The following is a 25,578-nucleotide window of genomic DNA, read 5'->3' as shown; positions in this document are numbered from 1 at the left end:
TAATTAAGATTAAAGAGTTTCGTCCTTCTTAATTTTTAAGAAGGACATAATAATAAATATTTTAGAATACTAATAATTTTATTTTCTAATGCCCCTTAGACAATGAAGTGTAAGTAAACAAAAAGATGACTATGGAAAAACCTACTACTTTTAAATCAGTAAAAACTGTTTTTACTTTTATTAAAAACATCGTTTCTGATATTCAAAATCAGTTTGAAAAGCGTAATGCTTCACTTTTTGATGCACAATTGCAGCCTTTATTTGTAAGAGCAATTCACAATAAGAACATGTTTATTTTCTTATTGTTGTGCTGTTTTGGTTCTGTCAATGCACAGATTGGAACGCCATTTTCATCCAGGCTTGCCAATGGAAGCGTAAAAGTTAAAGGTGATATTATTTTAATTGGTAATACGGTTATTAACAAAGTAAATGATCGTATAAAACCTTTTCCGCCTGGAAAAGATGAAAATCCTGCAGATTTTAGTCCGGCAAAACCAGTTAATGGTGTTTTGTATACAGGTGATGTAACTAATTTACCAGCTTTAACAACTGAAGCCAATAAAGATTTTGATGCTCCGGGTAATAATAATAATTATTACGTAGAATATACCGACATAGATTCTGATCCGGATACTTATAATTCTACCTCAGCCAAATTGCTTATTAATAATTCCTGTAAGAGCATTGTTTTTGCCGGATTGTATTGGTCTGCGATTTATCCGTATGAGAGAAGTACTAATACAGGTACAAAATATGATGGATCTCTTCGATATGAAGATTGGAATACGGTACTATTTAAAGTCCCTAATGGAACTTATCAGAAGCTAACAGCAAGTAAAACGGATGTAAAAGAAGTAATTTTTAATGGTTATAAAAAGAATGGACCAAACGTTTCTGATTCTTTTAAAGACTCTCCTTACGTTTGTTTTAAAGACGTAACTACACTTTTACAGGGGGTAAAAAATACCGCTGGACAATTGGATGCCGATGGTGAATATACCGTAGCAAATGTAAGAGCTGCCAGAGGTAAACGTAACGGTGGTGGAGCTGGTGGATGGACACTTGTTGTAATTTATGAAAGTCCAAGTTTACCAAGTAAATTTATTTCTGTTTTTGATGGTTACGCAGGAGTTGATCCGGGTGGTTTAAAAGTAGTTTCATATGCTGTAAATGGTTTTAAGACATTGCCTGTAGGTTTTCAGGTAAATGCTAAAATTGGGGTTGGTGCCTTAGAAGGGGACAATCAGTTGACAGGCGATAATTTTCAAATTAAGTCTAATAGTGTAGCAGGATTTACAACAATATGGGACGATATTAATCCTGTTGGAAATTTCTTTAACGCTACAATTTCAAATAATGATGCCCATTTTCTGGATCGAAATCCTAAAAGTAAGAACACAATGGGATTCGATATTGACAATGTTATTGTTAAAAACGACAAGAATGCTGTTATTCCAAATAACGAGACCGGGGCTACTCTTCAACTAACAACTTCCGACGATGGTTATGGTGCATTTGTGACGACTTTTGCGGTTGATATTATTGAACCGAAAATTGTATTAACAAAAGTTGTAAAAGCGCTGCGCGCTGATGGTGTAACAGAATATGATGCTTCAGCCGCACCAGTAAGTTTAGGTCAGGAATTACGTTATGAAATTGGTTTCAGAAATCAGGGAAATGACAATGCTAAGAATTTTACTATTACAGATGTATTACCTCAAAATGTAATTTTTAATTCGGCAGCAGATATACTTTATAAAGATGCTGGTATTACATTTGTTTCTTATACACCGGCAACAAGAACAATTATATTTAAAGTTGATGATGATTTAGTTAAGAAATCAGGTTCAACATATACATTAAAATTCAGAGTCAGAGTAGTTTCTGATTGTAATGAGTTGGTTGATGCTTGTTCTAATTTAATAAAAAATACGGCAACCTCACAATATTTTGGAGATCAAAATCCAACAAACAATGGGCAGCCATATGGTGATGGAAGTTATTCCTTTAATACAGGTTGTATTGTTGGTGATCCTACTTCAACAAACTTTTTGGTTGGTATAGATGATTGTTTGTTTCAAAGAAAAGTATCACTTTGTGGTAGCGCGATACTAAAAGCTGCCAATGGGTATACTACTTACGAGTGGAAAGATGAGTCTGGAAAAGTAGTTGGAACGACACAACAAATTACAGTTACAAAAGCAGGAATTTACACGGTACAAACCGGAGGTAATCCGGATTGTAAAGGTATTCTTCAGACGTATACTGTTGAAGATTACGCAAAAGGTGCCAATGATAATCCGGTTAGTCCTTATGCGAGTAATATCGATCCCGCAACAAAGAGACCTTATCTATGTGCCAACGATAATAAGGAATTTCCAAAGATTTTCTTATGTGGTTTAAATGACACCAAAGAAATCCAGACTAATATTGCCGGAGCAACCAGTATTAAATGGCAGGTTTCTACAGACGTACCTCCTTCAGGGTTTCCTGCAAGTTGTGCGTATGAAGATGCTGTAAACTGGGCACAGGCAGCACCTGACGGACCAAATTTTACGGCAAATAAATCCGGGGCCTTTAGAGTGATTGTGAGTTATGGTAACAACTGTGTGAACACGTTTTATTTTAGTGTTTTCCAGAATCCTTTAGAAGTAAAGGTTAAAAAAGACGACGCAATTTGTTCAACACCCGGAAAAATAACGGTTACAAACCCGTTACCCAATACAGGTTATACCTATAGTAAAGACGGAACTAATTTTCAAACTTCAAATGTATTTGATAATCTGAATCCTGGTGATTACGTAATTACTGTAAAACAAACCGCGCCCACCACAGAAACTGCTTCATGTCCTTTTACTATTAAAGTAACAATTTTGCAAGCTACATTCAATCCTGAGGTAGTCGCTACCGACGCTATTTGTGGATCAGTTGGTGGTTCTATCAGAGCTAGTGCAGCTGGTGTTCCCGGAGATTATCAGTTTATAATAAAAAATGCCGGAACAAATACAATTGTAGCAAATTCAGGAAAAATCACCTCTCCTAATTATAAAGATTTTGCAGTAGCTCCCGGAAAATATGATGTTGAAGTGTATGCTAATAATAGTTTAGTACTTCCTGCGAATAATGGATGTTTCGCAATGAAAACAGTCGAGGTATTCGATAAAACATTAAAGGCTACCGCACAAGTTACGAAATCATTAGCTTGTGGAAATGGTGAAATTACCATTACTGCTTCGGGTGGAACTCCAATTCCTAACTCCAGTCCTGCCAAATATAATTATAATGTAAATGGAGTTGATACAGGATCTAATCCTGTAATTACTGTAGTCAGACCACTAACTAATGGTGGTAAATATGATATTATAGTAACAGATTATGCAGGTTGTAAATTTACAATACCAACAATAACAGTTGTTGACACACCGAGACCAACAGTAACAATAACCCCGAAAAATGGTAAATGTTATGGTGAGAAAGGTGAAATTTCGATGACAGTTACGCCAGCAGATTCAGGTTACAGCGTTTCTTATAATGTGAATGGTGGGGCGTATACAACGTTACCAACTACCAATTTAGCTCCGGCTAAATATAATGTAATCGTAAAATATACATATGGTACTGAAGATTGTTTCGATGCCGTTAAAATAGTAGAAATTACCGGACCGGAATCCCGATTGAGTGCTTCAGCGGGAGTTGCAGCTTTGTCCGGTTGTGGACCTACTGGTTTTGAAAACCAGGGATTGGTTAGAATTACAAACCCCCAGGGAGGAACTCCTTTTGCCGCTCCAGACTTATACAGATACAGTTTTGATGGAGGCACCACCTGGATTAAAGATAATTTTGCTTACGTAAATCCGAGAGTAACACCTTATACTTTTTATATAAAAGATGCTGTTGATTGTATTTATCCAATGACAGGTATTGTTTTGGATCCTCAACCGGTAGCACCCGTTATTGATGTTGATAATCCTGTAACATTTAATTGTGACGGGTCTGCAACAAGTACGGTAACGGTTAAAAATCCGGGCGCAGCCAATTATAGCTTCAACTATTATTTATTGCCAAGTACCGTTGCAAATACCAATAATCCTACAAATGTTTTCCCTAATGTATCTGCGGGACCTCATAAAGTTAGGGTAGAGTATAAACTTACAAATGTTCCTACATACAGTATTTTATTAAAAGAAGATTTTGGTTATGGTGATGATGTTCAGTCTCCCGGAATTAATAGTACCTATTATTGTTTTGAAAGACAAGTAGCAGCAACTCAATGTAGAGGAGCTATAGAAATCAATGACGGTGATTATTCTGTTACGGCAAAGATTGTACAGCCTTTCGGAGCATGGATACAACCGGGTGATCATACACCTCCAACTGTTCCGGCGACTGCTAAGGGAAGATGTTTAGTGGTTAATATTGGAGATCAAATTCCGGTGACGGCGATTTTATACCAAAAAGACATTAAGGATATTATTCCGAACCAGCCGATTAATTTCGAGTTTTTTGCAATGAACCTGCTAAATAAAAACAATAACCAAGCGGACCCAAATCTTAGGGTTGCATTGGTTAACGCAGCGGGCGTTGAGATTTCAGGGTTTAATACAGGTTCAATACCTAAATCTGAAAAATGGGAAGTTTATCCTAAAACGGTTATGACTCTTGATCCGGGAGCTAATACTAATTTAAAATTTATTGTCCGTTCAAACGTAAAAGAAACAAGTGGAAACGATGTGGCTATTGATGATATTACTGTTTATCAATTACCAAAAACATGTGCGAAAGATATATTCGTTGATTTTACAGTGCCACTTGGTAACGCTTTTTCTGCAACGGTTGAAAAATCTGTTCAGGCAAATTGTAATGGTGGTAACGGTTCTTTTGATATTGTTGTTAAAAACTTTGATACTAATAATGGATTCTATTATTCTATAGATGGAGGTGCTAACTGGTTAAACTCAAAAGTTTCGCCAGTGACAATTTCAAACAAAGCGGGGAATTATAATGTTAATGTTCGATACGATAATCCGGCTGCACCAGCACCAGGAACTCCATGTATTATTCCTATTCCGACAAAAATTACAGAACCTACTGCTTTTGTCTTACAAGCAAATGCAAGTGTGGCTTTATGTACACCAAGTGGTGCTGCGGCAACAGTTACAGCAAGTGCACAGGGAGGTGCCGGACCATATACATTAATACTTAAGGACAAAAATTCACCGTTTACCCAAACGTTCCCTGTTAATGGTGGAACGATAACAGGTATTGCACCAGGAAGTTATACGGTTTCAGGAACTGATGGTAATGGATGTCCAAGTACCAAAAATATAGATTTAGTTATTGATAACCCTGTTAAACCGGAAGCAACGATTGTTTCTAATACAGGTTTATGTTTTGACGATACCAGTGCTCTGATTACAGTTAATATTACTAAAGGTACCGGTCCATTCTATTATCAGGTAAATGTAAACGGAGCCGGATATAGTAATCCAAGTGTTACTTTTACAGCAACTACATTTACGTATACGGCAACTGCAACAGGAACCTATGACTTTTTGATTACAGATACCAGCAACAAATGTGATGCTACAGCTGTAAGCCAGAAAATTGAAGGTAAATTAACAGCAAATGCACTAACGACTACTCCATTAAGTTGCGATACCACTTCGCCAAATGCAGTTATAGAAGTTTCTATTTCAGGAGGTTATGCGCCATATAAATATGTGGTTAAAAAAGGTGCCACGACATTATTTACCAGTGGCAGTATTGCAGGTCCTAAATTTACCTATTCAACAAGCACTGCAGGAACCTATACTTTTGAAATTACAGATGTAAAAAATTGTCCATTTAAGGTTGACGCAATCGTTAATTCTAAAATTGCCGTAACTGCAAAAGAACAAGTTACCAATGTATCTTGTAATGGTGCCGCTGACGGAACCGTTACGATTACACCATTAACAGGAGTAGCTCCGTTTAAATATCAGTTTAATGGTGCAGGTGCTTTTACCTCTACCACTACTTACGGATCATTAGCCGGTTCTATTGCAGGAACGACTTATACTTATATTGTTCAGGATGCACAAAAGTGTGAGCAATCCTATTCGTTTAAAGTTTTCCAACCGGATGTAATTAAAGGTACTGCTACCATGGCGCCTTTATACAATTGTGATAATCCTGCAACAATTACAGTTTCAGGAGTTAGTGGAGGAAATGGTTCTTACCAGTATACTTTATTGAAAGACGGTGTTAAATATGCCGGACCACAAGGAACACTTGTATTTAATAATTTAAGTACAGAAGGTGTTTACACGGTTACAATTACAGATTCGAAAAGTTGTTCTGTTACAATACCAGCGGGAACAATTACTAAATTGAACCCACCGGCAGCAATGACGCTTACTCCTTCGAAAGTAACCTGTCCAAGTAATACGGCTACTGTAACCATTTCAGATGTGAAGAATGCAGCTGGTGTACTTTTACCAACGGCAGGCTTACAGTACAGAATGCTTTTACCAACGGTTGGTGCTTACCAGACTACTACTACGTTTACAGGTTTAGCGGCTGGCGTTTCTTATAAATTTGAAGTAAAAGACGCGAACAATTGTAAATTCGAAGAAACTATATTTATACCTGCATTACCAACTATTGCAGTAACATTTAAATCTCAAATTGATATCGTATGTTTTGGTGATACCAACGGTAGTGCGATATTTACAGTTACAGGATTGGGTAATGGTACTAATTATTCTTATGTAGTTGATACAAGAACGGCTGTAACAGGAACATCTCCTGCAGCAGGAACTTCTTTTGATATTCCGGTATCAGCATTGAGTCCTGGTTTACACACGATTACAGTAACGAATACTTCTACTACGTGTTCTGCACAACAGACCGTAACGATTTTGGCTCCGGCTGCAGCTTTAGCTTTAAACGCTCCTACATTAACTCATGTTACTTGTAACGGTTTAGGTCAGGCTGTCATAAATGCAGTAGGTGGCTGGAAACCATATAAAAATTACGAATTGACTCCGGTAACTCCGGCAGGAGCTGTTGTGAATCAAACGACTAATACTTTTACTGGATTAGCAGCGGGAGATTATAAAGTGGTAGTAACAGACTTAAATGGCTGTACTAAAACCCAAAATTTCACGATTAATCCTAAAGTTAATCCGGTGGCCAGTATAGATACTGTTACATCAGATTTTTGTTCAAGTGCTTCAGGAGCTACTATAAAGGTAACGCCTAATGCAGCGCCTAATTATACTTATACACTTGGAAGTGTAACCCAGAATAACGGAACATTCACAGGATTAATCCCGGGAAGTTATATTATTAAAGTTACAGATACTTCTACAGGTTGTTTTATTAATTTACCTGCAACAACTATTGCTTCGCCAATAGCAGCAAGCATTACTTTAGACAAAGATTTAGATTGTTCTCTTGCTACGCCAGGTGCGACCATCAGGGTTTATAATATTACAGCGGGTTATCCGGACTATAAATACAGAGTAAATACGACAGGTGCGCCATTTACAGGCGGTTATACAACACTTGCAGCCGGACAGACTTCGTTTACATATCCGGCTCCTAGTGCTGCTACTTATTATTTTGAAATTACAGACAGTAAAAATTGTACTACCGTTGTAAGTCAAAAAATAAATGCTATTGTAAAACCAGTAGTAACTGCTGCCACTCCGGCTCATGTAAAATGTAAAGGAGATGCTACAGGTACTGTTACGGTAACAACAAACCCGACTGCAGGAACGTATACCTATGTATTAACGCCAACTGCGCCAACAACAGGGGCTGTAATTACACAAACGAATAATGTATTTACAGGTATCAAAGCCGGAACTTATTCTGTTACAGTTACAGATGCTAAAAGTTGTACTTCTGCACCGGTATCGGTTACCATTACAGAGCCTGCTATTGCATTGACAGCTTCAGCTTTAGCAACAAAAGTAAAATGTGGAACTGGAAATGCTCCACAAGCGGCTACTATTACAGTAACAGCAATTAATGGAACTCCGTTTACAGGAGGAAAATATAAATATGATTACGGAGACGGGAACGGTTATGTAGATTCAAATACATTTACAACAAGCACTCCGGGTCTTGTAAGTATTACAGTAATAGATAAAAATGGCTGTACGGCACCAGCATCTGCTACAATAAATACATTAAACCCGCCAACGGCTTTAGCTTTTGCACAGGCAAATGTTATTAGCTGTGACGCTACTCAACTGGATACAGATTTAAAAGTTACCGTTACTAACGGTGTAGCGCCATTTAAATTTGAAATCACGAGTACAACGGCTGCAATTGCTCCGGCAACTCCAGTTGTAACAGGTATTAATGCTCAGGATTATACCTTTACCAATTTAGCTCCAGGGAAGTACTTCTTTAGAATTACAGATGATAACGGTTGTATAAGAGATGGAGATTATACCATTGATAATGTAGTTCCAATTACCGTAAGCGGTAGTTTGGTTTCTGCAGTATCTTGTAATAATGCTTCAGACGGATCTATTAAATTCAATGTTGGAGGTAACTCAGCAGGATTTACATATGTGCTGAAAAATACAGCTGGAACCACTATTACAGGCGGATCTCAGGCAGGTAATGTGGTTACGTTCACTAATCTACCTGGAGGAACAACGTATACCATTACGGTTACAAACCCAACAACAAAATGTAATAATACCGCTTTTGTAGACCTTGCCAACCCAAGTGCAGTTACCATTACTGCGGCATCAGGTACAAAAGTGTATTGTGACAAACCAAATACAGCGATTACTGTAACTGCTACAGGTGGTACAGGTACCTTATATTATGCTGTTGTTTCTGCAAAAGCAGGAACTCCGGCACCGGTTTACCCGGCAGATTATAACACAACAGGAGTTTTCTCAAGAAATACTCTTGTAGACGGAGAAACTTTCAATGTATTTGTAAGAGACGCAAAAGGTTGTCCTGCCACGACATCATTTACAGTAGTGAGAGATGCAGTACCAACCGTTGACCCAATACCGGTAACGTGTTACAAAGGAGGTTCTCTTACCATCGTGATGTCAGGAACTGTTTTCACAGGTTCAACAATAGCTTATGGTGTGAATGGAGTTTACTCTTCAAACCCAACTAAAACTATTTCCGGTCCGGGTATTTATAATTTAACGGTTAAAGATGCCAACGGATGTATATCTGCCGTTTTCCCTTTAACTATTAACAATCAATTAAAGCTTACAGTGAAATCTGAAAAAGATGTTACCTGTACAGCCGTTCCGCCATTTACCACTACAGATGCACAAGTTACCTTATCAGCCGTAGGCGGAGGTACTGCATATACTTACTGGTATAAATTAGGTACAGGAGGAACTTACGTTGCCTTACCGGGTAATGTATTCAATATGTCAGCTGCAGGAGCCGGAAATTATTATTTCCAGGTTACTTCTGACGGATGTTCTGCAGAAAGTACAGTTCCGGTTACAGTTACTGCACCAATACCACCAGTGGTAAGTGCTGTAGCAACAGGAACATTATGTACCTTATCTAAAGAAGGAACTATAAAAGTGACGGTAACTTCAGGTGGAGTTGGTCCGTTTACGTATACTATTGATAATTGGGTAACGAGCAATGATTCCGGTTATTTTACAGATTTACCGGGAGCACCGGGAGCTGGTTTAGGATATACTTATCAGGTTCGTGATGCGAAAGGTTGTATAGGAACAGGAACTGCTCAGGCTTTTGTTATCGCACCGGATCCTATTACTTTCGGTACGGTTGTGGCTAATATTGAATGTGATCCGTCTTCAACACCTCCGGGTTCAACTTTAGGTTCAATCACAGTGGTAAATGCTAATGGTGGAACAGGACAATACACGTACCATATTAGTAATAATTTTGGCTATACAGCTTCTTATACAACAACTGCAAGAGAAGATCATAAGTTTGATATTATTGATTTTGGTATCTATACTGTAGAAGTTAGGGATGTTAATAGCTGTTCTGTAGAAAAGAAAGAGGTTATGGCTTCTCCGCCAAATGACCTGGTGATTGATGTTACAACTACGCCTTCTACCTGTACAACAGGCGGAACTGCAACTGTTACGGCTGTTGCATCGGTAGGTAGTGGAAACTATGAATTTGGTATATTAGAATTTAATACACCACCCTATTCAAATAATTATACAGGACCGGATGTAGTAGGTGGAAATGTTAAAACATTTAACCCTCTGATTCCTGGTGTTACGTATACATTTGTGGTACATGATTTAACTACAAACTGTTACTTCTTAAAATCTGCAGCCGGACCAATTCCATCAGCTTCTACGCTGGTAGGTACTCCAGCGCCTCAGAATGTTACTTGTAAAGGACTTGGTGATGGTAAAGTAACCTTTACTATTACAGGACAACACGCCACGACAACTTCTGTAGATTATCAGATTTTCAGAGATCAGGATAATGCTGTGATGAGTCCATTATTGAATGCACCGGTAGCGGCGCCATTTACTATAACGTATCCTGGAACTTTAGTACCGGGAAGATATTATATTGTATTCACAGAAAGAGGCGGAACTATTGACGGATGTCAGTCTGCTTCAACAATGTTCGAAATAAAAGAATCCACAACACCATTAACCTTATTGGCATCATCACTTGGAAATGCCAATTGTAATCCAAACGCCGGTATTGTTACCGCTCAGGGTAAAGGTGGTGCAGGTTCATATTTATACCAAATAATTACAGATACAGGAGCAATTGGTGACGCTGATGATCCAAAACCAACAGCTGCATCATTCTTACCGATCCATAGTACCAATACATTCTTTGTTAATTCAGGAGATTATTTGGTATGGGTTAAAGATGCAAACAACTGTATTACAAGTGCAACCGTTAAAGTTATTCAGGATCCTCTTCCGGTATTTAACGTAGACTTTACTACTTTTTGTGCAGGAGAAGGCGCATTTGAAGTTACTGTTGATATCACAGATCCAGTACCTACAATGGGTCCATATAAAATAAGTGTTGATAACGGTACTCCGGTTCCGGTTACTGGACTAACTTATACTGCTTCCGGTCTTAATTCAGGACCACATACTTTTGTAGTGATAGACAAAAACAACTGTTCTCAGGCACTTCCGACTAATCTAAACATAAATGCAACGCCATCTGCAATAGCATCTATTGGAAAAGTACTAGCTTGTTCGGTTACGGGAACTGTAGTGGAAGATGCTGTCATTCATGTTGAAGTTAAAGACGGTACACCTGCTTACACGTATGAAGTTAAAAAAGGAATTGCCGGTTTCGTTACATTTACGCCTGCGACAACTGTTGTTGCCGGAGTAACATCTTTCGATTATACAGTGCCTTCGGGAGCTGCAGATACTTATATCTTCAGAATTACTGATGTAAACGGTTGTCCTATTAGTACAAACCCTGTAACAATTGATCCTATTGTACCAATTGTACCAGATGCAAAAACGATACAACCATTATGTTTTGGTGGTACAGGTACTATTGTATTATCGGCAACAGGAGGACAAGGACCTTATACTTATAATTTCAATAATCTGGGATTCTCTACAAATGATACGTATACAGCTACTGCAAGTGCAACAGCTTATCCGTTTATTGTAAAAGATAATTTAGGTTGCGAAGTATCCAGTACGGTAACTTTAGGGGAACCAACAGAGGTTAATTTTATTGCTCCGGTTATTACACCACTAACTTGTGGTCCTGGTAATGTAGGAGTAGACGCTCAGGTTGTTTTATCTGCAAGTGGAGGTACAGGAACCATCGAATATAGTTTTAATGGTAGTGATTTCAGTACTAAGACGACGTACAATGTTATAGATACAGGAAGCGATCAGCTGAATATTCCATTCAGTGTGAGAGATGCAAATGGCTGTTCTAAATCAGGTACTGTGGATATTCTTAAATTAGATCCGCCGGTATTTAATGAACCAGCATTTACGCAAACTACTATTACATGTGTGGCAACGACAAGTGATGTTCAGGTGGTAAGTACCAAGGGTATTGGAACTTCTACTTATAAAATCATTTCACCGGTTGCACAGGCAGGAAATATATCAGGTTTAAGCTCTGGTCTTTTCACAGCTTTGCCTGCTGGTGACTATATTTTTGAAGTAACGGATTCTAGAAACTGTAAAGATCAGGCACCTTATACCATAAAAGATGTAATCAAAATCAATGTAGTGGAGCAATCCACAACAGGAATAACTTGTGCTACGGCTACAGACGGGAAAGCTACTTTCTTCGTGTCAGGTTTTGGCTCAGCTGCTCCGGGAACATACCACTATATATTAGATGCAAATCCAGCTGTAAATAATTTAACAGCGTCAACAATCAATTTAACAGGATTGTCAAGCGGTAACCATACGCTTACGGTATATGATGACGTAACAGGCTGTTCTATGGCATTGCCATTAGGATTTGACATTACTGCACCACCTGCACCACTATCTGTTACAAAAGTGGTTACACCACTAGGTTGTACTACTTTTGGAGAGGTAACAGTTGTGGGTCATGACGGTTGGGGTGATTATACGTACACTTTAACTCAGGGCGCAACGGTTAAAACAAATACAGATGGAATTTTTGCTGGTCTTACTGTAGTAGGTACCTACAACATTTCTGTAAAAGACAGTAATGGTTGTGAAGTAACAGATTCGTTTAATTTGACGGCTCCGGTTAAACCAACAATCGCAATCGACGCTTCTAACTACTGTTATGTAAATGATAATACAACAACAATCAATGTAAGTGCTACTTCTGTAGGTACGCCACATCCTGTAACACCATACGAATTTAGTATTGATGGTACAAACTGGCAGCTTGGAGGTTCATTTACAAATCTGAAACCTGGTGATTATACCATTACGGTTAGAGATAAATTTGGTTGTACAGATGCTATAACAACTAAAATCAATGGTCAGCTTTTTGCTTCTGCAGAAAACAAAAAAGACCTTTATTGTGCCGGTGCAACTCCAGACGGAACAATTAGAATAAGTGCTGTTGGCGGATATCCTGCTTACACTTATACAGTAAATATAAATGGAGGCGGAGCTTCTGCACCAGTAGCATTTACCAACCCTGCTTTCTCTGATTACACCGTAACAGCTGCAGGTAGTTATGTATTTACAGTATACGATTCAAGAGGTTGTGCATATCCGATTCCTGCTGTAGTAATGGTAGATCCAACTCCGGTTGTGTTTACTGCGACACCAACTTCACCAAGTTGTTCAGGAACTCAGGGAACTATAGGCGATGGTTCTATTTTATTTAATTTACCAGCGTCTAACAACAATCCGGATTACACCTTTACGATTCAGCGCACAATTCCGGCTGGCGGATTACCGGTTAGTCAGGTGAACAATCCTCTATTCAAAGATTTAATTGCAGGTACGTATACCGTTACTGTAAAATCAGGAAGAGATTGTCCTGCTACGGATACCGTTATTATTAACCCTCCAACTCCGGTTGTGGCTGCAGCTTTAGCTTCGCCATATACTTGTTCAGGAACAAACACCCTAAATGCAACTGTTGTTACGGTTACAGGTACAGGTGGAAAAGGAACTAACCTGGTTACAGATTATACCTATAGTGACAACGGAACAAACTGGCAAACCACAAATACATTTAATGTGATAGATAACGGATCAGTTCAAAATCCAGTCTACTATGTTAAAGATGGTAATGGCTGTATCGCTTCTGTTCAGGTTCCGATCAACCCATTCCCTAAATTGATTTCTGCTACAGCTACTTTAGATACTAAAGCAGATTGTAAGAATGCAGGAGAAATTATTAACGTCGTTATCGCAGGCGGATCTGTTCCGGCTAACTTTGAATACGATGTTTATAAAGATGGTATTCTGTTCGCTTCAGCTATTCCGGTAACAGGAAATACATTTAACTATACAGCACCGGATGCAGGTCATTTCTATCAGTTTAAAGTAACTGATAAAACGACAGATTGTTTCATCCTTTCTAATGTATATAACGTTCCGTTATTCAATACAATGAAAGTGATTGCAACAGCCTCTCAAATGGTAAGCTGTAATGGTTTCAGCGATGCAGAAATCACAGTGAGCATTACCAATTACGCGGGTGCATTTACGTATCAGGTTTACGATGCTGCAAACAATGCAGTAGCGGGTGCTTCTGGAACAGGAAATGCTACAACAGGTAATCCGTTTACAATTGCGGGACTTCCTTTTGGAAGTAATTATACAGTTAGAATTACACAGACAGCTTACCCTGAATGTACAGTTGATTCAAACCCTGTCGATATTACACAACCACCAGTATTAAGCCTGGCAGGTTTAAAAGTGGACAATGTAAACCAAAACTGTAACAATGACGGTGCAGTATTGACGGTAGATCCTTCAACAATTGTTGGTGGTACTCCTGGATATACGTATGCATTTGCTCCTGCGGGAACAAGTACAGCACTTTTAGTGTATACACCATCTCCGACAAAAACAATTGTCACTACACAAGTGTTCCCATTATTCGATGCCTGGGATGTGTATGTGAAAGATGCGAACGGTTGTTACGATCATGTAACAGTAAATGTTTCACTAGATCCTAAACCAACCATTACGGATGTAAAAGTAGCGAGCCAATGTGCCAGCGCTTTAGGATATAGAATTGATGTTACGGCAACCGGAGTTGGAACTTTACAATATAGTTTAGACAACGGACCGTTTACAACAGATAATTTCTTTATCGTTTACTCTCCGGGACAATATACCGTTACAGTACAAGATGCAAATCAATGTACGACAACAGCTGCTGCACCGGTTACTGTTTTAGAACCGCTTACATTAAGTGGAGAAATAACGGTAATGTCAAATTGTAACACAGCAACAGGAGAAATTACTTTACATGCTGCAGGGGGTACGGTTTTACCAGCTAACAGTTATGTATATACAAAAGACAATTGGGCTACAAGCCAGGTTACTCCTGTGTTTAAAAACCTTGCTCCGGCTGCATACAAATTTAAGGTAAGAGATGTCGTTACATTATGTGAAAAAGAGTTTGATATCGAAATCGAAAAACCAACAGATGTAACCGGAATTATTTTAACTCCTACAGCTGTTTCTTGTAACGGTGGTTCTAATGGTACAATCACTGTAGCCATTGCAACATCAAACAATAACCCTGTTTACAAATATAGTTTAACAGGACCGGCAGGATTTACGCCGAGACCAGCTCAGGACACACCTGTTTTCTATGATTTACCTTACGGACTTTATACCGTAACTGTATTATCAGGAAGAGGTTGTTCAGATACAGCAACAATTACTGTTGCAGAGCCAGCTGTAATAGCGGTAGGTTTACCGAATGTTACACAATATGTTTGTAATACAGGTAGCAATGCTTCAATCAATGCAACGATCACCGTTGCTCCGGGTTCTGTTACAGGAGGTTCAGGGAATTACTTAATCTATGAATTTTTCAGAGATGGTAAATCTGTTCAGAAAGACGATAGAAATACGTATACTGAATTTGATTATTTAGGCGGAACCTATACTGTAACGGTTTATGACAGTAACAGCTGTCAGGGTCAGTCTAACAGTGTGATTATTAATCCATATGCAGATATTAAGGATTTAAAAATTGATGTTACTAAAATAACTTGTAAAGACGACGAGTCCATTCAGGTTACTGCAATTGGCACAACAGGTTCTTTACCAACTTTGACGTACACGATTGAAGGCGTATTGGCTGACGGATCAATATATCCGGTTACAGCTAGTTCTACAGGATTGTTTACAGGATTAAAAGTAGGTCAGTACAAAATTGTAGTAACTAATCCTATAACAGGATGTAGCATCGAAAAATTCCATATCGTTAATGAGCCTAATACATTCAGAATTATAGCTTCAGAGGTTAAAAATCTTGTTTGCTACAGTGATACAGACGGAAGCGCTACTTTAACATTGGTAGATGAAATTGTACCAGCAGATGAAGCAGATATCTTCAGTTATGTTATCACGCATGAATCAGGTGCACAACAAAGTGGTACTACAGTATCACCGGAACTAAAACTTTCTAATCTGATTAGAGGTAAGTACACGGTAGTAGCTACGCTCATTAAGTCACCATTCTGTACCGTTACGACTGAATTTAGTATTGAAGGTCCGACAACGCAATTGGTAATTGAACCAAGTGTAAAACAAATTACTTGTGCAAACGGCGGAAATGATGGTATTATTTCTGTATCAGCAACCGGTGGATGGCCAGGTGAATACCAATATAAATTAGAAGGAGATAAGACTGTACCATATTCTACTGTAAATGTTTTCGAAAATTTAGCAGTTGGATCCTATGTGGTATTTGTGAAAGACATTAACGGTTGTGAGGTGTCAGCACCAATTCAGTTAGATGCTCCAAAACCAATTGATGTAACAGTTGGTTTAGATAAAACAAAACTGCTTTGTTATGATGACACAGATGCTACGTTAACGGTAAACACAATTACAGGCGGATCAGGAAACTACACCTATACCTTACACGGAACTTTGGCAAACGGTACAGTAATGACCAGAGATGCCCAACCGGATAAAGTATTTGCAGATTTAGGCGCAGGAACTTATTTTGTTACTGTTTCTGATGACTGGACGTGTGTGGGTACCTCTAACACGGTTAAAGTTGACCAACCGAATGAAGTGGAAGCAACTATAGCTATAGACAGAACAGAAACTTGTGCCATTACGCCAAGAATTATCCTTAAAGCTACAGGTGGAACAGGTCCTTATTTCTATAGTACGGATGGAACTACTTATAACCCAACATCATTTGTATCACAAGTGCAGATTGATTTACCAAAAACGACGGCAAATGTAACGTACAAGTATTTTGTAAAAGATTCAAATGATTGTAAAACTGCAGCTGAAGTTACTGTTGAATTCTCACCAGTTCCTGCAATTACATTGGAAGTATACGAACATCAGGATATTCAATGTAGAGGATCTGTATCCGGATCTATTACGGCTATTGCAAAAGGAGGTTTAGGTAATTATGTTTACATTTTAACAGATGTGAATGGTAATGCAATTACTCCGGCTCCGACACAATTGACACCGGGTGAATTTACAGAACTTGCTGTAGGTAAATACCGTGTGACAGTAAAAAGCCTGGATTGTGAGCAGCCTTTCGAGATAATCGAAATTACACAACCGGATACTGAATTGTCTGCAACATTAGCTGTAGAAAATGTCAAGTGTAACGGATTCAGTAATGGTAAAATTACAGTTAATGCAACAGGAGGAACAGGCAGATATGTATATGCATTGCATCCAAACCTTGAACAGTTCTTTGATTCAAATGTTTTCGATAACTTAAAACCTGGTATTTATACCATAAGAGTTCAGGATGCAAACGGATGTTTCCGTGATTACGAAGATGAAGTGAAGCAACCGGACGCATTAGAAGTTGCTGAAATTGTAAGTTCACAAATTCCGGAATATTGTTTCGGCGATAAAGACGGAGTTGCATTTGTGGAAGTTACAGGTGGTGTAGGACCTTATATGGCCAGTATAACTGGAGATGGTGTTACAATAGATTTCAGAGCACCCGATGTTGATGCCAATACATTTAGTTTCCAAGGTCTTTCTGGTGGAATTGAATATCATGTAATAGTCAAAGATCTTAACGAATGTACCAATGAGGTATTCCTTAAATTACCGGATCCGGTTAAATTAAATCCGATCGCGCAGGCAAATTACGATTGTGAGAATGATCTCCCGGTAAATAACATTACGGTTGAAGTTGATTCAAGTATCGATGATACCAGAAAAGCGACTATCGTTTATACTTTATTCGAAGATGGAGTATCTAAAGGAATTACCCAAACCGGTAACCCGATATTTAGAAACCTTCCTACTGGTAATTATAGCGTAGAAGTAGTTCTGGAAGGTTGTACAAGAATGACGAATACCGTTCGTATTGATGCTGTTGCTCCATTGAATTTAATAGACGTTACGGCAACAGTTAATAAAGACCTGAATATTATCCAGGTGAAAGCTTCTGGTGGTGTACCGGCTTACGAATACAATTTCAATGACGAAGGATTTACATCATCAGATACTTACAGAATCTACAAAACAGGTGACTATAGCGTAGTGGTAAGAGATCAGAATGGTTGTGAGTACAGAACTATAGTACATGGTACATTCTACGACTTCTGTCTGCCGAATTACTTTACACCGGATGGTGACGGACGTAATGATCAGATTGGTCCTGATTGTGGTGCACTGGCATACAAAAACCTGACTTTCGATATTTTCGACAGATATGGAAGAGTAATTGCCAAATATCATGTAGGTCAGAAATGGGATGGTAGATACAACGGTGCCGAATTACCAACAGGTGATTACTGGTATGTTCTTAAACTAAATGACGAGAAAGATGCAAGAGAGTTTGTTGGACATTTCACTTTATACAGATAACAAAATTATAGCCCCGATGATGTTATCTAAAAAAATTATTACAATGAAAAAAATTATTTTATCCTTAGTACTCATGGCTGTAACAACAAGTTACAGCCAAGAGCTAAACCTACCGGTGTTTACACAATATTTGGCCGATAATCCTTTTATACTCTCACCTGCTTATGCTGGTATTGGTGATAATCTCCGAATTAGAGCCAATGGTCTAACGCAGTGGGTTGGAATAAAAGATGCTCCTGATAACCAGTCTGTGTACGCCGATTTTCGCGTGCTGGATCGTTCTGGTGTGGGTATATCATTGTACAACGATAGTAATGGTAATACAAGACAAACCGGTGCTAAAGTTTCCTTTGCGCACCACCTTATTTTAGATTATACTTCAAAACAATATCTTTCATTAGGTATTTCGTATAACTTTAATACGTTTCGAATCTTAACAGAGAATTTCACGAATAATTCAAATGAGCCTGTGACTCTTAACCCGGCTTTGTTGGGGGATCGTAACAATTCAAACAATAACTTCGATATTAGTGGATTGTATCGTAACAGAAGCTTTTATATCAGTTTTAATGCGAATAACGTTTTAAAGAAAAACGTGGACAAATTTAAAGGAATAGAACCGGAGTTACTTTCTAATTATCAGGTATATACCGGATATGTTTTTAAAGATGGTGAAAATAGCCGTATCGAATACGAACCATCTGTATTCTACCAGTATTTTGCAAGTGATCAGCGTTCTACAACCGATTTCAACTTTAAGTACAGACGCTTTAACCGTTACGAAGATTACTACTGGGTCGGTGTTTCTTACCGTTTCTTAAATGATCAGTTTCCAAAACCATTATCGCTTGGGCCAATGCTTGGTTTTATGAAGTCTAAATTTTACTTCGCCTATTCATATCAGGTAATGTTCAACGATCTTGGAAGCTACAATACCGGTACACACTCAATTACTATTGGTTTCGATTTCTTAGGTTCAATCAGTAACTGTCCTTGTACGCAAAGTCCGGTTCATGATTAATAATACCTTTATAATAAAAGCTTACGGTTGATTGATACAGTAAGCTTTTATTATTAAAGAGCAAAAGCCTTTTCAATTTTTGCCATTAATTTGTTTTTTTTCCTAATTTACAACGTTTTCGTTGTTATTGATCCGTTATTTTTGCTTTTTTCAAATTTAATACTACTCTAAAAGTTCTATATTTGTTATTCTTTCAAAAAAATTAAAAATTTATCAAATGAAAACTTTAAACGATTTCGATTTTAAAAATAAAAAAGCAATTATCCGTGTTGACTTTAATGTACCGCTGGATGAAAATTTTAAGGTAACGGATGCTACGCGTATCGAAGCCGCTAAACCGACTATTGATGCTATTCTGGCACAAGGAGGAAGCGTGATTTTAATGTCGCATTTAGGAAGACCAAAAGGGGTTGAAGAAAAATATTCATTAAAACATATTTTAAAAACAGCTTCAGAAATTTTAGGAGCAGAAGTTAAATTTGCTGCTGATTGTGTGGGAGAACCAGCTCAGACTGCGGCAAAAGAGCTTAAACCGGGAGAAGTTTTATTATTGGAAAATTTACGTTTTCATGCTGAAGAAGAAGCCGGAGATGTTGCTTTTGCAAAAGAATTGGCTTCACTTGGAGACATCTACGTAAACGACGCTTTCGGAACGGCACACAGAGCGCATGCTTCAACTACTATTATTGCTCAATTTTTCCCAACTGAAAAATGTTTTGGAACCTTGTTGGCAAAAGAAATAGAAAGTTTAAATAAAGTACTTAAAAATAGCGAAAAACCGGTTACAGCAGTTCTAGGAGGATCTAAAGTATCTTCTAAAATCACGGTTATCGAAAATATTCTTGACAAAGTAGATCACATGATCATCGGTGGCGGTATGACTTTTACATTCATTAAAGCACAGGGTGGTAAAATTGGTGAATCAATCTGTGAAGATGATAAACAGGAACTGGCACTTGAAATTTTAAGATTAGCCAAAGAAAAAGGAGTACAGGTTCACATTCCTGTTGATGTAGTGGCAGCAGATGATTTTTCAAATACAGCCAATACCAAAATTGTTGATGTGAGAGAAATTCCTGACGGATGGCAAGGTCTTGACGCAGGTCCTAAATCTTTGGAAAATTTCAAGAAAGTAATCTTGGAATCTAAAACGATTTTATGGAATGGTCCATTAGGAGTTTTCGAAATGGAGTCCTTCGCCAAAGGAACAATTGCTCTTGGTGATTATATCGCTGAGGCCACACAAAACGGGGCTTTCTCATTAGTGGGTGGTGGTGATTCTGTTGCTGCTGTGAAGCAATTTGGCTTCGAACATAAAATGAGTTATGTGTCCACAGGTGGAGGTGCTATGCTTGAAATGCTGGAAGGAAAAGTACTGCCTGGAATCGCTGCGATTTTAGACTAAATATCACAATTAACATTTTTTTTGATATTTTTCTTCCACAAAGGTCTTAAGTTTGTAAAAATACAATCCTTGTAATTGTTTGAATTATAGGATTTTAATAAAATGTTATATGATTGTAAGAAAAATTTCCTTAGTGGTTTCCGTTTTTTTTTCGATCGCTGCGTTTGCACAAGATGTGTCAAGTTCAGAGGTTCAAATTAAACCTGAAGTAAAACTATCGTACCTGGATTCGGTAAAGAATTCTTTCAAAAAAGACAATATGGCTACCTGTGTAGACAGTCTCTGGATGAACGAACTCGTAAGCCTTGACATCTACGATGATTTGACCAAAGACATTCAAACCATCAATTCAGATGTTTCTGTAGATGAAGAACTGCCAACCGAGTTGCTCAAACAGCGACTTCAGGCCATGAATGAGAAATCACCTTTTGAAATTGAATACAATCAGGGCCTTGAGAACATTATAAAATCGTTTCTTAAGAATCGAAAAAAGTCGTTCTCACGCTTAATGTCTTTATCAGAATATTATTTTCCAATTTTTGAGGATGCTTTTGCAAAACAGAATGTTCCTCTTGAAATTAAATATCTAGCCGTTGTAGAATCTGCTTTAAACCCTAAAGCAGTTTCTAAAATGGGCGCCACCGGTCTCTGGCAGTTTATGTACGGAACCGGAAAACAATACGCTCTTAAAATCGATTCATACATTGACGAACGCAGCGATCCGCTCAAAGCTACAGCAGCCTGTTCACAATACATGACCAAAATGTTCAATATTTTTGGAGATTGGGAACTTGTTTTAGCCTCTTATAACTCAGGTCCGGGAAATGTAAGCAAAGCCATTCGCCGTTCAGGAGGAAAAACAAAATACTGGGACATTCGAAACCATCTTCCAAAAGAAACTCAGGGGTATGTTCCTGCTTTTTTAGCCACAATGTATCTTTTTGAATATCATAAAGAACACGGAATCAATCCGGAAAGAGCAGTTCTTAAGAATTTCGAGACCGACACTGTTCAGGTTAAATCTCAAATGTCATTCAAACAAATTGCTGATTTGTTAGACATGCCACAATCACAAATTCAACTTTTAAATCCTTCATACAAACTAAACGTAATTCCGTTTTATCAAAACGAAGAACACTACCTGCGTTTACCGAAAGATAAAATCGCCACATTTGTTTCCAATGAAGATAAAATTTACGCTTACGTAAAACATCAGTCTGAATTTAAAGGACTTCCTAAACAACTGGCTTTGAAGGTTTCACCTAAAGCAAAAGCAAAACTTGAGAAAAGTGCCGAAGACATTCAGTTTTACAAAGTTCGTAAAGGGGATAACTTAGGAACTATAGCAGATAAGTACGATGTTTCTATTCTGGACTTAAAGAAATGGAACAATCTTAAAACCAACTCACTTGCTCTTGGTAAAACATTGAAAATTAAGTCTAACGATTCGATTGTTAAAGGCCCGAAAGAGCTTAAAGCACCGTTAATCGATAAAAAATCAGCTGAAGAAGCCATTGCAGTTGCGGACAACAAAGAAAAAACTGCTGCACCTTCTCAGGAATATACGGTTGCATCCGGAGATAATTTAGGAAGTATTGCTAAAAAATTCGGTACGACTATTGCTGACCTGAAAGAGTTAAATAATCTGACTTCAAACAATATTGGTTTAGGAAAAACATTGATAGTTTCTAAAAACGCTCCTGTTGTTGAAGAAACAACAACCGAAACGACAGCTATTGCTTCAAATTCAATAGATTCATTTAAGAAAAAAGGAGTATCAGCTAAAAAGCTTGGTGAAGATTATTATGTGAAAAAAGGAGATTCATTATACAGCATTTCCAAAAAATACCCTGGAGTTACGATTTCAGATATTAAAAAGTGGAATGGTATTAAAGATGATGATTTAAAACCGGGAATGAAACTTAAAATAAACGGATAATAAAAAATCTTAACTAAATTTGGGTTTTATTTCATAAATTATAAAAATGAATAAAACCCATTTTTTATGCCTTATACTTTCGTGTCTGTTTGTTTCTTGTTTTAAAGGCGAAAAACAGGAACAGCCCGTATCCGGCAAAACAAATACCATATCGATTATCATAGACGACCAGTTATGGTATGGCGAAGTAGGCGACAGTATTCGAAATAAATTTGCCTCTCCGGTTCTCGGACTTACACAGGAAGAACCTTTGTTTACCATCAACCAGTATCCCGCCAAACTCCTGGAGGGATTTGTGACCGACAGCCGCAGTATCATTGTGGTCAAAAAAACAGCAGCGGACAAGTTTGAAATCAAACACAATTCTAAATCACTGCCTCACAATACATTTCGAATTTATGCCAAATCAATCGATGATATTATCTGCAGTATCGAATTTAATTCCGCTCAGATTATTAAGGTAATTCGCGACTCCGAAATTCAGAAAATCCAACAGGACAATGGAAAATCATTACTGAATCCGGCAGTCATTAAGAACAAATTTCATATCAATTTACAGATTCCGTCGGGGTATGAATACATGCTTCATAAAAAGAACTTTATCTGGCTCAAAAAAGAGATTATCAGTGGCAATACAAGTCTGCTTATTTATCAGATACCGCTGCAAAAGCTAAAACAGGGATCTAATGTGGTGGAAAGTATCGTTCAGATGAGGGATTCTGTAGGGCGCTATATAAAAGGCCGTGAACCCAACACACAAATGATTACCGGAGAAGCGTATGCGCCTTATTTTTCAATTACCGAACTTGACGGTAAAAAGACATTCGAAACCAAGGGAACCTGGGAATTAAGAAATGATTTTATGACTGGCCCCTTTATTAATTATGCCATTATTGATGAGGCTTACAATCGAATTCTGGTCATTGAAGGATTCTGTTATTCCCCGTCCTACCAGGAACGGGATCTGATGTTAGAACTGGAAGCGATAATCAAATCGGTTAAAGTGGAGAAAAGATAGGGTTAGCATATAAAAAGCATGGAAATTGTCATGAAGAAAAAATAAGATAATTTTTAAGATCTGATAAAAATCCCGGTTGCAACTTGATATCGATATTTTTTCTAAATTTCTTACTTTTTTTAATATTTGTAGCTTTTTTACTATTTTTGTATTTCTAAAAGAAAACCTTACGGTGTAATGCAGATAAGGAAAATACATAAAATAATATATTAAATGTTCAATAGAGATGGCAAAATTTGTAATTCATAAAAAAGGTTTTTTTTACACTGATGAAGCTTTTGAATCAGCAGAAGGGGAAATAGGAAGTATAGTAGGTTCTTTTAATAATTTGGATGAAGCAAAAAATGAAAAAGTAAAACAGGATATTCTTTCAATTCAAAATTTTGGAGGAATGAACGTAGTAGATTTCTTTTTTTATAATGACAATTATGATGAAGTATATCAGAAGTTTGAAGACTTTTTTAGTTCCGAATTCAATATAAAGATCGAAGACAAGTATTATTTTGATTTTCCTGATGTTATTTCAGCCGAACAAGCTAAAAAGATTTATGAAATTTTAAATATAACATTTCATGATATTGTAGAGTACCAAGATGATGTTGTATTGAATCCGGATGATTTTAATTTGGAAGAATCAGAATTAGGAGAATTTTAAAGATGAATTCAGTTATACATTCTCAAATATCAGTTCGAAAACGCGGTGGTGTGATCGATGATTATCTTAAAATCCATGACTTAATGGATAGCACTAAAGAACTGTGCAGCGATAACAGACATAGAATTTTGCATACGATGTGGGGAATTAAAAGAGTAATTGTCCCCATTTTTGGCCATACAATAATCAACAGTGATAATAAAGTGGTAAATGTAAAAGACCTTTGCGAGCAAGATCATATTTTACCGGATTATCTCAATAGGTTTATTCCAACATTGTCTGACTTTGTAAATTGTATCGACAATTCGGGAGCATCTCAATATAATTTTAAGGAATTTGCTGAAAATTATCAAGATGACAAAGAGCTTATGGAATTGCTTTTGTCACCACTGGCTGTCACTGGTTTAGAAAAATCGCTTTTGATAACTCATAACTCTTGGTTTATTAATGAGATAGTTCCTAAAGTTTTAAATCGAGAAATTGAAATCAAAGATTTTACAATTACGCCATGTGATTTATTCAACAATATGCAATTTAAGCTCTGGATGGATAATGGAAGTGCATATCCTGAAAGTTGTAAATTTACTTTAGGAAGAGTGGTAGGATAATTTTTTTTTCAAGCTTCATAATAAATCCCGGTTGCAAACTGCAATCGGGATTTCTATTTGATAATATTTAGTGTAATTTTGCTTTAAGCAAATTAAGACAACAAAACAATAAACCCAAAACAACAAACAAAAGCTAAATGGAATTAAAATGGAAAATAAAGTCTTTTGAGGCCTTAACCGTACATGAGTTATATGATTTGCTCAAAGTCAGAAGTGAGATCTTTGTCGTAGAGCAAAATTGTGTTTATTTGGATCTTGACGGCAAAGACAAACTTGCATTACACCTGATCGGTGAATTTGACGGTAAAATTGTTGCGTATTCACGTTTGTTTGATGCCGGTATCACTTTCGATCATGCGTCAATCGGGAGAGTGGTCGTAGATGCCAATTATCGCGATAAAAAGTGGGGTCATGATCTGATGCGGGAAGCCATTGCAGGTATAAAATCAAATTTTGGTAAAG

8 protein-coding genes are annotated in these 25,578 nt (G+C 37.5%); all 8 read left to right on the top strand.

Annotated features, from left to right (window positions below; all coding sequences use genetic code 11):
* The first annotated feature begins 131 nt into the window (after positions 1-131).
* The gene (locus GJU43_RS08160) at positions 132-18,470 is read left to right on the top strand and encodes a T9SS type B sorting domain-containing protein (RefSeq protein ID WP_195760029.1); all 18,339 of its coding nucleotides are present in this window, start codon (positions 132-134) and stop codon (positions 18,468-18,470) included.
* A 43-nt stretch (positions 18,471-18,513) separates the two neighbouring features.
* Positions 18,514-19,491 (top strand): type IX secretion system membrane protein PorP/SprF, encoded by a 978-nt coding sequence (locus tag GJU43_RS08155; protein ID WP_229655024.1) that lies wholly within the window; start codon positions 18,514-18,516, stop codon positions 19,489-19,491.
* A gap of 217 nt (positions 19,492-19,708) precedes the next feature.
* A complete protein-coding gene (pgk, locus tag GJU43_RS08150) occupies positions 19,709-20,896 on the top strand; it encodes a phosphoglycerate kinase (protein WP_154340281.1) in 1,188 nt (395 codons plus the stop codon).
* A 109-nt stretch (positions 20,897-21,005) separates the two neighbouring features.
* Complete coding sequence (locus tag GJU43_RS08145; RefSeq protein ID WP_154340280.1) at positions 21,006-22,835, top strand: LysM peptidoglycan-binding domain-containing protein; 1,830 nt, start codon at positions 21,006-21,008, stop codon at positions 22,833-22,835.
* 46 nt (positions 22,836-22,881) lie between these two features.
* Positions 22,882-23,853 (top strand): DUF4837 family protein, encoded by a 972-nt coding sequence (locus GJU43_RS08140; RefSeq protein ID WP_154340279.1) that lies wholly within the window; start codon positions 22,882-22,884, stop codon positions 23,851-23,853.
* Between the two features lie 226 nt (positions 23,854-24,079).
* On the top strand, positions 24,080-24,508 hold the full coding sequence (locus tag GJU43_RS08135) for a hypothetical protein (protein WP_154340278.1): 429 nt from the start codon (positions 24,080-24,082) through the stop codon (positions 24,506-24,508).
* Between the two features lie 2 nt (positions 24,509-24,510).
* Positions 24,511-25,116, top strand: coding sequence for a hypothetical protein (locus GJU43_RS08130; protein ID WP_154340277.1), 606 nt, complete (start codon positions 24,511-24,513; stop codon positions 25,114-25,116).
* Between the two features lie 137 nt (positions 25,117-25,253).
* Positions 25,254-25,578, top strand: a 325-nt coding sequence (locus GJU43_RS08125) for a GNAT family N-acetyltransferase (protein ID WP_154340276.1), incomplete at its 3' end; no start/stop codon positions are given.

Source organism: Flavobacterium sp. LC2016-23 (assembly GCF_009674775.1).
GTDB lineage: Bacteria > Bacteroidota > Bacteroidia > Flavobacteriales > Flavobacteriaceae > Flavobacterium.
Note: the sequence above shows the minus strand (reverse complement) of the source record. Positions and strands in the feature narration are given on the sequence as shown.

What these genes read in the sequence shown, in the direction of transcription:
- GJU43_RS08160 (WP_195760029.1), top strand. Translation starts at nt 132, where the DNA reads ATGGAAAAACCTACTACTTTTAAATCAGTAAAAACTGTTTTTACTTTT.
- GJU43_RS08155 (WP_229655024.1), top strand. Translation starts at nt 18,514, where the DNA reads ATGAAAAAAATTATTTTATCCTTAGTACTCATGGCTGTAACAACAAGT.
- pgk (WP_154340281.1), top strand. Translation starts at nt 19,709, where the DNA reads ATGAAAACTTTAAACGATTTCGATTTTAAAAATAAAAAAGCAATTATC.
- GJU43_RS08145 (WP_154340280.1), top strand. Translation starts at nt 21,006, where the DNA reads ATGATTGTAAGAAAAATTTCCTTAGTGGTTTCCGTTTTTTTTTCGATC.
- GJU43_RS08140 (WP_154340279.1), top strand. Translation starts at nt 22,882, where the DNA reads ATGAATAAAACCCATTTTTTATGCCTTATACTTTCGTGTCTGTTTGTT.
- GJU43_RS08135 (WP_154340278.1), top strand. Translation starts at nt 24,080, where the DNA reads ATGGCAAAATTTGTAATTCATAAAAAAGGTTTTTTTTACACTGATGAA.
- GJU43_RS08130 (WP_154340277.1), top strand. Translation starts at nt 24,511, where the DNA reads ATGAATTCAGTTATACATTCTCAAATATCAGTTCGAAAACGCGGTGGT.